At 72.4% G+C, this 14,769-nt stretch carries 13 protein-coding genes; 6 read left to right on the top strand and 7 right to left on the bottom strand.

The features are described 5' to 3' along the window. On the top strand, window positions 1-1,047 hold the full coding sequence (locus MUE36_06070; GenBank protein ID MCU0310490.1) for an alcohol dehydrogenase catalytic domain-containing protein: 1,047 nt from the start codon (window positions 1-3) through the stop codon (window positions 1,045-1,047). Window positions 1,048-1,069: 22 nt separating this feature from the next. On the opposite strand, the gene MUE36_06075 is transcribed toward MUE36_06070, so the two are convergent. After that, window positions 1,070-1,606, bottom strand: a complete 537-nt coding sequence (locus tag MUE36_06075; protein MCU0310491.1) for a MarR family transcriptional regulator — start codon at window positions 1,604-1,606, stop codon at window positions 1,070-1,072. 4 nt (window positions 1,607-1,610) lie between these two features. Further along, complete coding sequence (locus MUE36_06080; protein MCU0310492.1) at window positions 1,611-2,801, bottom strand: amidohydrolase; 1,191 nt, start codon at window positions 2,799-2,801, stop codon at window positions 1,611-1,613. 136 nt (window positions 2,802-2,937) lie between these two features. Here MUE36_06080 and MUE36_06085 point away from each other — a divergent pair, with 136 nt between their 5' ends. Then, entirely contained in the window at window positions 2,938-3,861 is a 924-nt protein-coding gene (locus MUE36_06085) for an alpha/beta hydrolase (GenBank protein ID MCU0310493.1), read from the top strand. 15 nt (window positions 3,862-3,876) lie between these two features. Here MUE36_06085 and MUE36_06090 read toward each other — a convergent pair whose 3' ends face one another. The 3 genes from MUE36_06090 to MUE36_06100 form a co-directional block, all read right to left on the bottom strand. Continuing rightward, on the bottom strand, window positions 3,877-4,947 hold the full coding sequence (locus MUE36_06090) for a hypothetical protein (protein MCU0310494.1): 1,071 nt from the start codon (window positions 4,945-4,947) through the stop codon (window positions 3,877-3,879). A gap of 85 nt (window positions 4,948-5,032) precedes the next feature. Further along, on the bottom strand, window positions 5,033-5,494 hold the full coding sequence (locus tag MUE36_06095; GenBank protein MCU0310495.1) for a 2,4'-dihydroxyacetophenone dioxygenase family protein: 462 nt from the start codon (window positions 5,492-5,494) through the stop codon (window positions 5,033-5,035). Window positions 5,495-5,584: 90 nt separating this feature from the next. Beyond that, window positions 5,585-7,390 carry an amidohydrolase family protein gene (locus tag MUE36_06100; GenBank protein MCU0310496.1) on the bottom strand — a complete coding sequence of 602 codons (1,806 nt, stop codon included), beginning with the start codon at window positions 7,388-7,390 and terminating at the stop codon, window positions 5,585-5,587. A gap of 104 nt (window positions 7,391-7,494) precedes the next feature. Between MUE36_06100 and MUE36_06105 the strand changes: the two genes are divergently transcribed. Further along, window positions 7,495-8,595, top strand: coding sequence for an alpha/beta hydrolase (locus MUE36_06105; protein MCU0310497.1), 1,101 nt, complete (start codon window positions 7,495-7,497; stop codon window positions 8,593-8,595). A 13-nt stretch (window positions 8,596-8,608) separates the two neighbouring features. Here MUE36_06105 and MUE36_06110 read toward each other — a convergent pair whose 3' ends face one another. Continuing rightward, window positions 8,609-10,282 carry an amidohydrolase family protein gene (locus MUE36_06110; protein MCU0310498.1) on the bottom strand — a complete coding sequence of 558 codons (1,674 nt, stop codon included), beginning with the start codon at window positions 10,280-10,282 and terminating at the stop codon, window positions 8,609-8,611. Then, window positions 10,279-11,493, bottom strand: a complete 1,215-nt coding sequence (locus tag MUE36_06115; GenBank protein ID MCU0310499.1) for a cytochrome P450 — start codon at window positions 11,491-11,493, stop codon at window positions 10,279-10,281. Before MUE36_06115 ends, MUE36_06110 begins: the two co-directional genes overlap by 4 nt. 171 nt (window positions 11,494-11,664) lie before the next feature. On the opposite strand from MUE36_06115, the gene MUE36_06120 reads away from it, so the two are divergent. The 3 genes from MUE36_06120 to MUE36_06130 all read left to right on the top strand — a co-directional run bounded on the left by MUE36_06120 (window position 11,665) and on the right by MUE36_06130 (window position 14,754). Next, complete coding sequence (locus tag MUE36_06120) at window positions 11,665-12,759, top strand: hypothetical protein (GenBank protein MCU0310500.1); 1,095 nt, start codon at window positions 11,665-11,667, stop codon at window positions 12,757-12,759. A gap of 105 nt (window positions 12,760-12,864) precedes the next feature. After that, window positions 12,865-13,746 carry an LLM class flavin-dependent oxidoreductase gene (locus tag MUE36_06125; protein MCU0310501.1) on the top strand — a complete coding sequence of 294 codons (882 nt, stop codon included), beginning with the start codon at window positions 12,865-12,867 and terminating at the stop codon, window positions 13,744-13,746. Window positions 13,747-13,815: 69 nt separating this feature from the next. Further along, window positions 13,816-14,754 carry an aldo/keto reductase gene (locus MUE36_06130; GenBank protein MCU0310502.1) on the top strand — a complete coding sequence of 313 codons (939 nt, stop codon included), beginning with the start codon at window positions 13,816-13,818 and terminating at the stop codon, window positions 14,752-14,754. The last annotated feature ends 15 nt before the right edge of the window (window positions 14,755-14,769 follow it).

Raw genomic sequence — 14,769 nt, forward strand, 5'->3', positions numbered from 1 at the left:
ATGAGCGACACCATGACCGCCTACCGGATCCTCGGCTGGGAGCGGGCACCCGAGCTCGTCGAGGTGGCTGTTCCCGAGCCGGGACCCGGGCAGGTGCTCGTCGAGGTCGCCGGCAACGGGCTGTGCCACTCCGACGTGGGCATGTGGCAGATGCCGGCCGCCATCGGTGAGGCGATCGGCTGGCAGGTCCCGTTCACGCTCGGCCACGAGGTGGGCGGACGCGTGGCCGCGGTGGGCGCCGGGGTCGACGCCATCGCCGAGGGCACCGCGGTGGCCGTCATCTCTCCGAGCTCGTGCGGCGCCTGCGACGCGTGCGTGGCCGGCCGGCAGAACATCTGCCCGCACGGCCTGGCCGGGCGGGGGTACGGCCGCGACGGCGGCCTCGCCCGCTACGTCCTGGTCGCCGATCCCCGCGAGCTCGTGACGCTCGACACCCTCGACCCGGTCCTCGCCGGGCCCCTCACCGACGCCGGAGCGACGTCGTATCACGCCGTGCGCCGGGTCCTCCCCCACCTCCGACCCGGCTCCACGGCCGTCGTGCTGGGCGCCGGAGGCCTCGGCGCCTACGCCATCCAGCTCCTGGGGGCGCTGTCGCCGGCCACGGTGGTGGCCGTGGACCCGGTGGCCGGACGGCGCGCCTACGCCGCCGAGCTCGGCGCGGCGACCACCCTCGACGGCGTCGACGACACGACCGCGTCGTCGTTGCGCGACCTCGGTGGCGCCGACGTCGTGCTGGACTTCGTCGGCATCGACGCCACCGTCGCCGCCGGGCTCGCCGCCCTGCGCCCCGGCGGGGCGTTCGGGCTCGTCGGCGCGGGGCACGGGGCCCTCGACCGCCGGCCCCTCATGAGCGTGCTCCCGAAGGACGGCCAGCTCTTCACCTTCCAGGGCTCCGACATCGCCGACGCCCGCGACGTCATCGCCCTGGCCGAACAGGGCCGCCTGCGCGTCGACGTCGACCGCTATCCCCTCGAGCGGGTGGCCGAGGCGTACGGGGACATGGACGAGGGTCGACTCCGCGGCCGGGCGGTGGTCACCCCCGACTGAGCTCCGGCGCCCGAACCGTGGACTACGGCGCCTCGGGGTCGAGGTAGGGGGTCGCCTGGAGGTCGTCGACGAGGCGGACGAGGAGGCGCCCGAGCTCGTGGCGCTCCTCGGGCGTCCAGTCCGCCAGCGCTCGACCCAGGTGGCCGCCGCGCACCAGCTCGTAGCGCCGGTTGACCCGACGCCCCTCGGCGGTGGCCTCGACGAGCACGATGCTGCCGTGGGCCGGGCTGGTTCGGCGCCGGACCAGACCCTCGTCCTCGAGCACCTTGAGCTGGCGGCTGACCGCGCCGTTGTCCATCCGTGCCGCCCGGGCCACGTCGCTGACCGCCTGGGGAGGCTGGTCGCCCAACGCACGCAGGACCTGCAGCGCCTGTTGCGGGAGCGACACCCCGGCGGCGGCGGCCATCCCCCCGTGCACCCGACGGCTGGACAGGAGCCGCTGGAGCCGGGTGATGCCCAACCGCACCGCCGCCAGGTCCTCGTCGCCGGCGGCCGATCCTGCGACCGTGCCGTCGGTGGACGCCGGGGTCGGGAGCGGGGCGGCGGTGCGGGGGCTCACGGCGTCAGGCCCGCTGGAAGGCCGGGCTCTGGTGGTCGGGCACCTCGGCGAGGGGGGTGGCCAGCTCGTCGACGGTGGGGCCGATGCGGTCGGCGATCACCTGGAGCTTGTCGAGGTCGAAGCCGTAGACCGCGGCCTGGTTCTCGCTCAGGACCTTGCGCAGGTCCTCCTCGGCCCATCCGGCGAAGCTGTGGCGCAGCGACTCACGGCTCAGCGGCGAGCACGCCTCGTTGTGGGGGTAGTCGCTCCCCCACATGACCTTGTCGAGCCCGATGTCGCGGAAGGTGGCGACCTCGCCGGGCGAGGGGAAGCTGGCGCCGAGGAAGCAGTTGCGCTTGAAGTAGTCGCTGGGGCGGTGGGGCAGCACGGCGTTGGCGGGCAGCTCACCGATGCGCCCCCGCACCATGGAGTCGTGGATGTCGTCCATGCGGGCGAGCGTGGGCGGGAGCCAGGAGGCGCCCTGCTCCGTCATCACGAACTTCAGCCCGGGGAAGCGCTCGAAGACGCCCGACATGGTGAGGTGCCAGAGCGCCCGGTTGGCGAAGAACCCGGTCTCGAGCACGAAGATGGTGATGGTGGACGGGTGGTTCCCGTAGTTGGGGATGCCGCTGCCGCCCGCGTGGTGGGTGATCGACATGTCCAGCTCCTGGCACACCGCCCACAGCGGGTCGTAGGCCGCCGAGAACAGCGGCTCGATCCAGGGGGTGTCGGGCGAGACGCCGGGGAGCAGGATGCCCCGCAGGCCCTGCTCGTGGGCCCAACGGACGTCGGCCACGGCTTCGTCCACGTCGTTGAGCGCGATCTGCGCGAGCCCGGCTCGACGCTCCGGGGACTCGGCCACGAAGTCGACGAGCCAACGGTTGTGGGCCCGGAGCCCGGCGAGGCGCTTCGGGAAGTCCTCCGGCGACGGGGCGGGGGCGATCACCACCCCGGTCGGGAAGAACGGCGGCACCGTGTTGGGGAAGAGCACTTCGGCCGCCACGCCCTCCGCGTCGAGGTCGGCGTTGCGGCGGGCGGTGTCCCAGTTGCGGCTCCGGCCGTCGTCCTGCAGGTCGCGGAACGGGTTCTTGTAGCGCCCGCGCCAGGCGTCGAACTCGTCGCGCCACGCGGGGTCGAGGTACTCGCGGTACTGGGCGTGGTTCCCGCCGGCGTGGCCGTCGGCGGAGATGATCGTGTAGTGGTCCGAACCGGGCATGGGAGGCTCCTGGGTGGATGGCGGCACCGATGACCGGCCCAGCATACTGACAGAGTCTTGACCAAGTCAAGGCCTAACCAGAGGTCCGGCGGTGACGCCCGCACACCTACGATCGGCGCGGGGCGAGGAGGCACCCATGACGCAGGCACCGACCGGGAGCGAGCGGATCGACGTGGCGTTCCCCACCGACGACGGGGTGACGCTGGCCGGCTGGCTCTACCGCCCGGATCCGTTCCCCGGCGAGGTCGGCCCGGGCGTGGTGATGAACCACGGCTTCTCGGCGACCAGGCACATGGGCCTGCCGGGCTTCGCGGAGGCCATCGCCGCCCGGGGCGTCACGGTGCTCGTCTACGACCACCGCAACCTCGGCGACAGTGGCGGCGAGCCGCGCCAGGAGATCGATCCCTGGGCCCAGATGCTCGACGCCCGGACCGCGTTGACCTGGCTCGGCGGTCGACCCGAGGTCGACCCCGATCGCCTGGGGCTCTGGGGGTCGAGCTTCAGCGGCGGCGAGGCGATCTGCCTCGCCGCGGTCGACCGGCGGATCAGAGCGGTCGTGGCCAACGTGCCCTTCGCAGGCTCCGGTCGGGTCGACGACGGCGACCTGGCCGCCACCGCCGAGCGCTTCGCGGCCATCGCCGCCGTACTGGACCGCCGGTCGCCGCGGCCCGATGATCCCGTCCTCGGGCCGATGCCGGTGGTGCGGGCCCCCGGCTCCGACGTCGCCGGCTTCCTCGACCAACCCGAGAGCGCCGAGTGGTTCCTCTCCAACGGGGGTCCCGAGAGCGGTTGGCACAACTCCGTCACGGTGCGCTTCAGCGCCGATCCACCGTTCGATCCCGGGGCGTGCATCGCCCGGATCAGCCCGACGCCGCTCCTCGTCCTCGTGGCCCGCGACGATCGTGTGGCCGATGCCGAGGTCGCCCTCCGGGCCTTCGACGCCGCTCGCGAACCCAAGCAGCTCGTGATGCTCGCGGGCCATCACTTCGCCGACTACCAGGGCCCGGGCTTCGAGCAGGCGGCCGTGGCGACGGCGGAGTTCTTCGCCCGCCACCTCTGACCGCCGGGCGGGCGTCTACTCGAGCCCGTACCTCGGCATCGCGCCGGCGAACGCGTGCTCGTAGAGCCCGTAGCCGACGTGGCCGGCGTACTCGAACCGCGCCGCGTGGTCGACCACCGCGTACGAGCCGAGCAGCGCGATGTCGGGGACCTGGTAGGTGATGCCTTGCACCACCGTCTCGGGGCCCTGGTACATGCCGTGGCGCCAGTCCGGCTCCAGGCCGTAGCCCGTGCCGACGGCGATGAAGTTGGCGATGAGCGGTGTGCAGCGGACTTCGATGCCGGCGTCCGGGAACGAGACGGTGGACCCGGAGAGCAGGCGCATGCCGTCGACGAACTCGTGGGCGTGCTCGGTCCGACCGAGCTGCTCGATCCGACCGTCGAGCCAGACCCGCTCGGCCTGCTCGAGACTTCGGGTCCCGTCGGCGCCCTCTGAGCAGATGTAGAAGATCGAGTGGTCCTCGAAGCGCATCGGGAAGTAGCTCCACATGCCCCCGGGACGCACGGTGTCGGCGTAGATGCCCTCGGGCTCCTTCTCGCCCACGGGCCGCACACCCCACGACCGGTCCCGTGATCCCCAGGTCGCGTCCGGACCGACGGGCAGGGCCTCCCCCGCCACCTCCAGCGTGCCGGACCACGAGCCCATCTGGGCGAGTCGCTGGGTGTCGAAGGTGACGCGGGTGCCCTGACGGATGAACTGGTTGGGCTCGGGGATCGCCGGGCCGAAGCCCTCCCAGGTGAGATCGGCGGCCACGGCGTGCTCGGTGGGCTCGCACACCACCCGGAGGCGCTTCAGCGGCTCGAGGACCTCGATGCGCAGCGGGCCGACGCTGATGTCGGCCCGGTCCGTGAGCGGCTTCGACGCCCGCACGACGTGTTGCTCGTCGCCGGTGCGCACCGTGATGAACGCATCGGTCGTCCCGAGGTTCGGGTACTGCCCGAGGCCCATCACGCACATGTAGCGCCCCCCGGTGTCGAGGGCGTTGAAGTAGTAGCGGTCGTAGAAGTTCCGGTCGCTCGTGGCGACGTGGGCGATCCAGTCGGCCGACTGGTGCACCGGGTAGTCGTCCCAGCTCGTGACGGTCATGTCGCAGTCCCCCTGCCTGCCCCTGCCGGTCGCGTTCGAACGACGCCGGCGGCGCCCCCGGTCGATCGGTCGGCCAGCCGGTCGGTCAGCCGATGACGACGGCCGGTCGACCCAGGCCCTGCTGCTCGCACATGGCCAGGTAGAAGGCCAGGCTCCCGGCGCCGTCGGCCACCGACTCGACGTTGCCCTCGGCGTCGAGGTTGAGGTTCACGCCGTACATGTGGAACCACACCCGGGTGTCGTCCTCGATGCACTCCAGCGTGTGCACCGACCCGGCGGGCTCGTAGAGGAACGACCCGGCCCGGTTGACGTAGTCGTACTCCTTGTACTTCCAGCCCCCCGAGACGGTGTAGCCCCAGACCGGACCGGTGTGGCGGTGGGTCTGCACGGAGAAGCCCTTCTGGAAGATGTTCTCGATGATCCAGAGGCCCTCCTTCTCGTCGACCTGCAGGACGCGCAGCATGTTGCCGCCGCCGATCTCGACGAAGGGCAGGTCGTCGACACCGATGTGGACGGCTTCGGGGACGTTGATCTCGGTGATGGCCATCGGTGCTTCCTCCAGGGGGTCGACGCCGGTTCGTCCGGTCGTCGGAAGGCTACTTCGGATGTGCGGTCGTCGCGCCGGTCGGCGCGTGCTTCAGCGAGCGCCCCGGACGAGGCGGCCGGGGCGGGCGCCGGTGTCGGCGTCGTGGCGTCGGGTGACGGTGCCGGCCACGATCGTGGCGTCGTAGCCGCGTGCCTGCTGCACGAGACGACGGCCCCCGGCGGGAAGGTCGTGGACGACCTCCGGCGGGAGCAGGTGCAGCGAATCGAGGTCGATCACGTTCACGTCGGCGCGCCGGCCCGCCTCCAGGACGCCCCGGTCGCCCAACCCGTAGAGGGCGGCCGTCTCGGAGGTCTGCATCCTCACGGCCGCCTCGAGGGTGATGCGCGGCCCCCGGGTCCGGTCGCGCACCCAGTGGGTGAGCAGCATCGTGGGCATCGACGCGTCGACGAGCATCCCGCAGTGGGCGCCGGCGTCGCTGAGGCCGAGCACCGACGCCGGGTGGGTGAGCATGTCGTGCACCCCGTCGAGGCCGGCGTCGGCGTAGTTGTTGATCCCGGCCTGGAAGAGGATCCTCCCGCCGCGCTCGAGCATGAGGTCGTAGCTGTACTCGAGGGGGTCCCGTCCGGCCGCGGAGGCGAGGCCGGCCACCGATCGGTCGGCGGTGGGCTCCTGGTCGACGGTGTCGTCGATCGGGTACAGCAGCGCGGTGGCGTGCTGCGCGAACGCCGCGACGCCCTCGAAGAGCTCCCCGGTGAGCGGCAGGTCGTCCTCGGCGAGGATGGCCGACTTCACCTCGGGGCGGCGCAGCTCGGCGACGAGGGCGTCGAGGTCGGCGCCGGTGCGCTCGGCCAGCGCCACGAACGTGGGCCGGCGCTGGAAGGCGTGGGAGGTCGTGAGCCCCACCAGCAGTCCCTGGCTCTTCGCCGACACCTGCGGCACCACCATCGCGCCGTCCGCCCGGGCGGCCAGGCAGGCGTCGAGGACCTCGCGGTAGAGGCCGGGGTTCGTGGGGATCTGGGCCAGGACCGGGGAGACGGTGAGCCCGAACTCGAGGGAGAGACGCCGCATCCAGTCGAGCTCCTTCAACACCTCCTCGGGGTCCTGGCTGGTGGTTCCCTGGGGAGCGAGCTGGAAGACCCCGGGCCCGGCCTCGGCCACCGCCGCGGCGATCGGCCACAGCTCGTCGGCGTCGGCGTAGGTGCCCGGCACGTAGTTGCCGTCGGGGGCCTTGTGGCTGAAGGTGCGGGAGGTGGAGAAGCCGAGGGCGCCGAGCTCGATGGCCTCGGCGACGAGCGCGGCCATCTGCGCCACCTCGTCGGCGGTGGCGTCGACGTCGCCGATGGCCCGGTCCCCCATGACCCAGACCCGCAGGGCGCCGTGGGTGATCTGGGTCCCGACGTCCATCGACCACCGGCGGGTGGACAGGACGTCGAGGTAGTCCGGGAAGGTGGTCCAGTCCCAGGTCATCCCCTCGGTGAGCGCCGTCCCGGGGATGTCCTCGACGCCCTCCATGAGCTGGACGAGCTGATCCCGCCGTTCGGGGGAGCACGGTGCGAAGCCCACCCCGCAGTTCCCCGCCACCACGGTGGTGACACCGTGGGAGGCCGAGGGCTCGAGCAGGTCGTCCCATGTCACCTGGCCGTCGAAGTGGGTGTGGACGTCCACGAAGCCCGGGGTCACGATGCGGTCGGTGGCGTCGATGGTCTCCGTGGCCTCGCCGGTGACGGTGCCGCCGACCTGGACGAGCCGCCCGTCGCGGATCGCGACGTCGCCGACGAAGCGGCCCCGGCCCGTGCCGTCGACGACGGTGCCGTTCCTGATCACGAGGTCGTACACGACGCTCCCCCTGCGGGCGGCGCCCTCGGCCGGACCGCCGGCCAATCGTGTCACAGCCACCGCGGCTCCGGCACCTCGCGGGAGATCGCCGTCGTGCATCCCCCCCCCGGGGTGGCCCGGTCGCCGTTCCGGGGGCCACACTGGCGACCGGAGGTGGCGGCGTCATGGTGATGGGAGCAAGGCCGGCGGTCGCCACGGCGGGCCCCGCGATCACGGCCGTGGACGCCATGGGCCTCGCCCAGCAGATGGCCAACGCCCTCTTGCGGGTGCCGTTCCGGCGCCCGTGGGAGGGGCCCGGCGGCCTGCCCACCAACGTTGCGGCGGCGATCACGCGCGAAGCGGTGCGGGCCTTCATGGGGTACTCGTCGTCATTGCCGATCGAGGAGTTCCGCAGCATCGAACGCCTCCTCGACGACCTGTGCCGGGTGGTCATGCCTCCGATCGTGGCCGCCCTCGACGTCGACGCCCGCCCGGCGACCCTCGGTGGCGTCCGGGGCACCTGGTACCGGCCGCGCGGGGTCGACCCGGTCGGTGCGGTGCTCTACCTCCACGGCGGCGGCTACATCGGGACGTCGCCGTCGATGTACGCCTTCTTCACGGCGGCCCTCGCCGCCGAGACCCGCTGTGAGGTCTTCGTGGCCGACTACCGGCTGGCGCCGGAGTACCCCTTCCCGGCCGATGTCGAGGACGCCGTCAGCGTGGTGAACACCCTCCACGAGGTCGGCGTCCCGCACGGCCGGCTGTTGGTGGCCGGCGACTCCGGGGGAGGCGGGCTGGCCAACACGCTCGTGCTGTCGCTGCCCTACACCGACCTCCCCAACCCGGCCGGGCTGTTGCTGTTCTCCCCGGAGGTCGACCTACGCCTCGACGAGCCGTCGGTGACCGACAACGCCCGGTCCGACATCCTGCCGTGGAACATCCCCACGTCGTCGTACCTGCACGGGTTCGATCCGGCCTCCGGGTTCGTGTCGCCCGTCAACGCCGACCTCACGGGCCACCCGCCCACGTTCGTGGCGTGGGGTGACCGCGAGATGTTCCGCGACCCGATCCGGCGCTTCGTCGTCCGGCTCCGCGAGGCCGACGTGGACCACACCGCCCTCGAGGAGCCCGGGATGTTCCACGTGTTCCCGATCCTCATGCCCTGGGCCGACCAGAGCCGCCGGGTGTACCGGTCGGTGGCCGCCTTCGTGGACGCGTTGGTGGCCGACCACCCCACCTACGACAGCGCGGCCGACCGGACGGCGCCGACCAGCGACGACGGCTGACGCCGGAGGGACGTCACCCCGGTCGGGGCACGGATCGCACGACGTGTCCGGGACGGGGCCCGGTCGTCGACTCCCCTGCGACCCGGATGGGGACGCCGTTCACCACCACGTGGTGCACGCCGACCGGCTGGTCGGCGGTGAGGCGCTCGGCGTCGGCCGGGAAGTCCCGGACGCGACGCACGGGACCGGGGGCCACGGTGTCGGGGTCGAAGACGACGATGTCGGCCCACATGCCCTCGGCCACGACACCGCGATCGACGATGCCGTAGATGTCGGCCTGCACCTTGGTGAGCTTGCGCACCGCCTCCTCCAGCGACACCACACCCCGGTCGCGCACCCAGTTGCCCAGGAAGTCGGTGGCCTGCGGCGCGTCGCAGAGCTGACCCACGTGGGCCCCGGCGTCGGAGAGGCCGAGGGTGCAGCGCTCGTCGGCGAGGAGCCCGGCCACCGCATCGGTGTCGTCGTTGGCCAGGATCGATCGCACCCGCAACAGCAGGTCGGGCTCGTCGAGGGCGAGGTCGAGCAACAGGTCGAAGGGGTCCGTCCCCGAGTCGGCGGCGAGCCCGGCGAGCCGCCGGCCCTCCGTCTCGGGGCGGGCGGCGCTCTCCCCGATCTCGAAGGTCTCCCAGCGGGGCACGAACACCTCGGCCTCGGTCCAGGCGTGCCGCGCCGCCTGCCGCCACGCCGGGTCGGCGTAGGCGGCGCGACGCTCCTCGAGGGTGCCGCCCATCAGCGAGCCGAACTCCGGGTTCACGTTGAGGGTGAAGGGCTCGGCCATGGTCATGACGAAGGCCAGGGGCCGGGGTGACACCTGCGGCCACACCTCGGCACCCCGTTCCCAGCCGGCCGCGTTGAGCGCCTGGAGCTTCTCGTGGCCGCCGCCGGGGAAGCTCAGCAGCGCCGTGTAGGTGAAGGGCACCCCGTAGCGGGGCTGCAGGTCGTACATGTCGGGGATGGGGCAGGGGTCGCCGGCCGCCACGGCCACCGCGCCGCGGCGCTCGTCGGCCATGACCTGCAGGAGGGCCTCCCACTCGGTGCGGTCGGCGAGGCGGGACGGGACCGGCTTGCCGTCGACGCCGCGATGGGTGACGGCGAAGCTCGTGGCCAGGCCGATGGCGCCAGCCCGCAGCGCCTCGCGCAGCACGGCCTGCATCGCGGTGATCTCCTCGCCGGTGGCGGCGCGCTCGTAGGCGTCGTCGCCCATCACGAAGAGCCGCAGGGCGGTGTGGCCGATGTACGCCGCGAAGTTGAGCCCGGGACGGTGGCGTTCGACGGAGGCCAGGTACTCGGCGAAGGTGGAGAAGTCCCACGGCACACCGGCCCCGAGCGTCTCGACGTCCATGTCCTCCACGTTCTGGAGGGTGCGGGCGACGAGCTCGCGGTGCTCGGGGCGGGTCGGGGCGATGGAGAAGCCGCAGTTGCCGGCGATCACCGTGGTCACGCCGTGGAAGCACGACGGCGTGAGCGCCGGGTCCCAGAAGACCTGAGCGTCGTAGTGCGTGTGGATGTCGATGAAGCCGGGAGCGACGACGAGCCCCTCGGCGTCGAGGACGCGGGCGCCCCCTCGGTCCAGATCGGGTCCGACGGCCACGATCCGACCGTCGGCCACGGCGACGTCGGCCACCACACCGGGCCGGCCGGTGCCGTCGATGACGGTGCCGCCGGCGACGACGAGGTCGGGGCTCACGCCGCCAACCGCATCGGGATGTACCGGAAGGCGTTGTTGAGGTTCGACCGGGTCCGGATCGGTTCGCCGGCCAGCTCGATCGACGGGAAGCGCCGGAGCACCTCTTCGAAGAAGACCTTCCCCTCGAGGCGGGCGAGATGGACACCCAGGCAGAAGTGTTGGCCGATCCCGAACGACAGCTGCGGGTTGGGGTCGCGGTGGATGTCGAAGGTGTGCGGGTCGGCGAAGACGTCCTCGTCGCGGTTGGCCGACGTGTAGTACATCGCCACCTTGTCCCCCTGCGCGATCGCGGTTCCCGCGAGCTCGGTGTCGGCGGTGGCGGTGCGCCGGAAGTAGTGCAGCGGGTTGTCGTAACGGAGGATCTCCTCCACCGCCCCCGGGATGAGCGAGGGGTCGGCCCGCAGCTCGGCCAGCTGCTCGGGGTGGCGGACCAGGGTGAGCAGGCCCGACGAGAGCATCGTGACCGTCGTGTCGTTCCCGGCGATCACGATCTGGGGGAACAAGCCCCCGACGTCCAGGTCGGTGAGCAGGTGCCCGTCGAACTCGGATCCGAGGATGACGTCCATCAGGTCGCCCTGAGGGTCCATCGCGCGGCGATGTGCGGCGAACTCGATGGCGTACATCGCCAGCTCCATCGAAGCGTCGTTCCCGCCGTCGGCGGCGCCGGCCCCTTCCGGGTTGACCTCCGGGTCCTGGCCGTGGGTGACCCGCTCCGCAAGGACGTGGATGCGCTCCCAGTCCGCCCGGGGCAGCCCGAAGAGCTCGCCGATCACCTGGGTGGGCAGCGGGCCGCAGACGTCGTGGCAGATGTCGACCACCGAACCCGGCTCGACGTCGTCGAGGATGGCGGTGGTGATGTCGCGGATGCGCTGCTCGAGCCCGGCGATGATGCGGGCGCGGAACTCCGGCGCCAGCGGCTTGCGGAACGCGGTGTGCCGCGGCGGGTCCATGGCCAGCAGCATGTTCTTCATGGATGCCAACCGCTCCGGGTCGAGCGTCTCGAGCACCACGCCCCCGGTGTTGGCGCTGAAGAGCAGCGGGTTGCGGGCCACCTCGACGACATCGGCGTGGCGCAGCACCGCCCAGTAGCCGGCCTGACCGGGGATGTCCTGCCAGAACACCGGTTGGGTTCGGCGGAGCTCGGCGAAGAGCTCGTGGGGCGGCCCATCGACGTAGAGGTCGGGGTCGTAGAAGTCGACTGCGGCGCGCATCGGGTTCCCCTCCGTCGCCACCCCCCGGCGACGAACACCCGAATTCTGCCACGGGGGTGAGGGGCGCGCGCCGCGCCGGAGCCGACGGCGACGCACCGGGGCGCCCCTCGCCGGCCGGGCACCTAGGGTCTCGGGTCGTTCGCCCCCGCCCCCGCCCCAAGGAGAGCCAGCATGCCGGTTCCGCTCGACGAGCACCCGATCCACCAGGGCCCCCAGTCGCTGAAGTACTTCGTGACCTCGGACCGCAACGTCTACGACCGCTGCATCATGCACGCCCTGTCACGCGACGGCGAGCGGCAGGTGGCCGTGGGGCTCGGCGTGTACCCGCACGTCGGGGTGATCGACGGCTACGTGGCCATCCGCGACGGTCGGACGCTCTCGTCACTGCGCACGTCGGCCGCCCTCGGCGACGACCAGATGCAGCAGGTGGTCGGACCGATGACCATCGAGGTGGTCGAGGGGCTCAAGACCGTCCGGTTCACCTGCGCCGACGACCACGGCGTGAGCGCCGACCTCGTCTGGGAGGGCTCGTTCCCGGCCATCGACGAGCCGCGCCACATTCGCCGCCAGGGCGACGACGTCATCCTCGACGCGTTCCGCTTCGTGCAGACGGCGTCGGTGACCGGCTCGCTGAAGCTCGACGGCGGGGAGCTCCTCGGCGACGGCGTCGAGTGGGTCGGGGCCCGGGACCGGTCGTGGGGCATCCGTCCCGTCGGCGCCGGCGCGCCGGCGGGCAAGCCCCACGAACCCGCCATGTGGTGGTGCTGGATCCCGCTGCGCTTCGACGACTTCGCCCTCATGTTCGTCCTGGAAGAAGGACCCGACGGGTACCGCACCATCAACGAGGCGGTGCGCTACTGGCCCGACGGTCGCATCGAGCAGCTCGGGTGGGCCGAACCCCACATCGAGTACCGCCCCGGCACCCGCTACCCGGTGCGGGCCACGATCGGCGTGAAGGAACGGGGTGGCAGGGAGCTCACGCTCGAGATCGAGCCGATGGGGCCGATGCCGTTGAGTGTCGGACTGGGCTACGGGCCGGACGACGACGGGTGGAACCACGGCCGCTGGATGGGTGAGTCGTGGACGCAGCGGGTCGACCACGACCTCGACAGTGAGCCGGTCGAGCAACGGGTGGCGTGGAGCATGATCGACCATGCCGCCAAGGCGACCCTCGACGGCCAGGTCGGCTACGGCATCTTCGAGCACATGGCCCTCGGGCGTCACGACCCGAGCGGCTTCACCGACCTCTTCTCGGTGGCCCCGTGATGCTGTGTCCATCTGCCGCCGGTCGGCAAGCCTCCCGCCGGCGGTGCGAGGTCGACGCTGGCGCTTCCCGACCTCGCGTGTCTCCGGCCCGGGAGGCTCGCTGACGTGCAGATCTCCATGACGCTGCCGACGATGCTCCCGCACGGGCGCGACGAGGTGCTGGCCTGGTGCCGGGCCGTCGACGAGGGGCCCTACGCCAGCCTGGCCGTGCCCGAGCGGGTCACCTACACGAGCCACTCGTGGGTGGTGCAGCTCGCCGCGGCCGCGGCACTCACGGAACGGGTGCGGCTCTGGACGACGATCGTCATCCTCCCGGCCCACAGCGCCGTGGAGACGGCCAAGCACCTGGCGTCGGTCGACCAGCTGTCGGCCGGGCGCCTCACCGTCGGCATCGGGGTGGGTGGTCGCGAGCACGACTACCGCGCCATCGACGGTGACTTCACCCGCCGCTGGGCCCGCATGGACGAGCAGGTCGCCACGATGCGCTCGGTGTGGGCGCAGGAGCCGCCGTTCGAGGGCGCCGACCCGGTGGGCCCTCCCCCGGTGCAGGCGGGTGGGCCGCCGCTGGTGGCGGGGGTGATGGGGCCCAAGGCGATGGCCCGCGCCGCCAGGTGGGCCATCGGGGTGGACGAGGCGTCGACCGTGTTCGGTGTCGACCCGACGGCGACGGCGGCGGCGTTCGACCGGATCCGGGCGGCGTGGCGGGACGAGGGGCGCACCGACGCTCCGCACATCTCGGCCAGCCTCTGGTACGCGCTCGGCGACGGGGCCGCTGATCGTCTGTCGGGGTACTGCTTCGACTACATGCGCATCTTCGACGAGGGCCTCGCCAGGTCGATGGCCGAGACCGTCACCTGCAACTCGGCCGAGGCGCTGCGCGCCGCCGTCGCCGCGTGCGCCGACCTGGGCTGCGACGAGCTCTTCCTCGTACCCACCACCGTCGACGTCACCGAGCTCGACCGCACGCGCGACGCCCTCGGGATCTGAGCCCACCCGCGGGGAAGGCCCGACGCGGCCATCATGGGCACACCACGAACGGGGGCGCACGTGCCGGACATGACCTATCGACCGCTCGGGGACTCGGGGCTCATGGTCTCGACCGTGGGACTGGGGTGCAACAACTTCGGGATGCGCATCGACGCCGACGCCACCGCGGCGGTGGTCGACGCCGCCCTCGACGTCGGCATCACCCTGTTCGACACCGCCGACTCCTACGGCACCTCCGAGGAGCTGCTCGCCCCGCTGCTGAAGGGGCGACGCGACCGGGTGGTGCTGGCCACCAAGTTCGGCTCGGACCTGCGCGGGGCCGGGGGTCCCGACTGGGGGGCGCGTGCCTCGCGCCGCTACGTCCGCCAGGCCGTGGAGCGCTCCCTGCGGCGCCTCGACACCGACTGGATCGACCTGTACCAGCTCCACAAGCCCGACGGCATCACGCCGATCGAGGAGACGCTGTCGGTGCTCACCGACCTCGTCCACGAGGGCAAGGTCCGCTACCTCGGCAGCTCCAACCTCACGGCCTGGCAGGTCGCCGACGCCGACTGGACCGCCACCACCGCCGGGCTGGAGCGCTTCGTCAGCGCCCAGAACGAGTACAGCCTGCTCCGCACCGAGGCGGAGGCCGAGCTCGTGCCGGCCTGCGAGCGGTTCGGGATCGGCATCCTCCCCTACTTCCCGCTGGCCAGCGGCCTGCTGACCGGGAAGTACCGGCGGGGCGACGCACCCCCCGAGGGAGGCCGGATCGCGGCCTGGAGCATGACCGGCTTGTTGAGCGACACCAACTTCGACCTCGTCGAGGCCCTCGAATCCTTCGCCGCCGAACGAGATCTCACCCTGCTCGACGTGGCCATGGGCGGCCTGGCCGCCCGACCCGCGGTGGCGTCGGTCATCGCCGGTGCCACGACACCGGAGCAGGTCCGGGCCAACGCGGCCGCCGGGCTGTGGGAGCCGACCGACGACGACGACGAGGCTCTGGGCGTCCTGACCGGCCGGGGGTGAGGGCGCCGCGGCGAA

It is taken from the genome of Acidimicrobiales bacterium (assembly GCA_025455885.1).
Classification (GTDB): domain Bacteria; phylum Actinomycetota; class Acidimicrobiia; order Acidimicrobiales; family Acidimicrobilacustridaceae; genus Rhabdothermincola_A.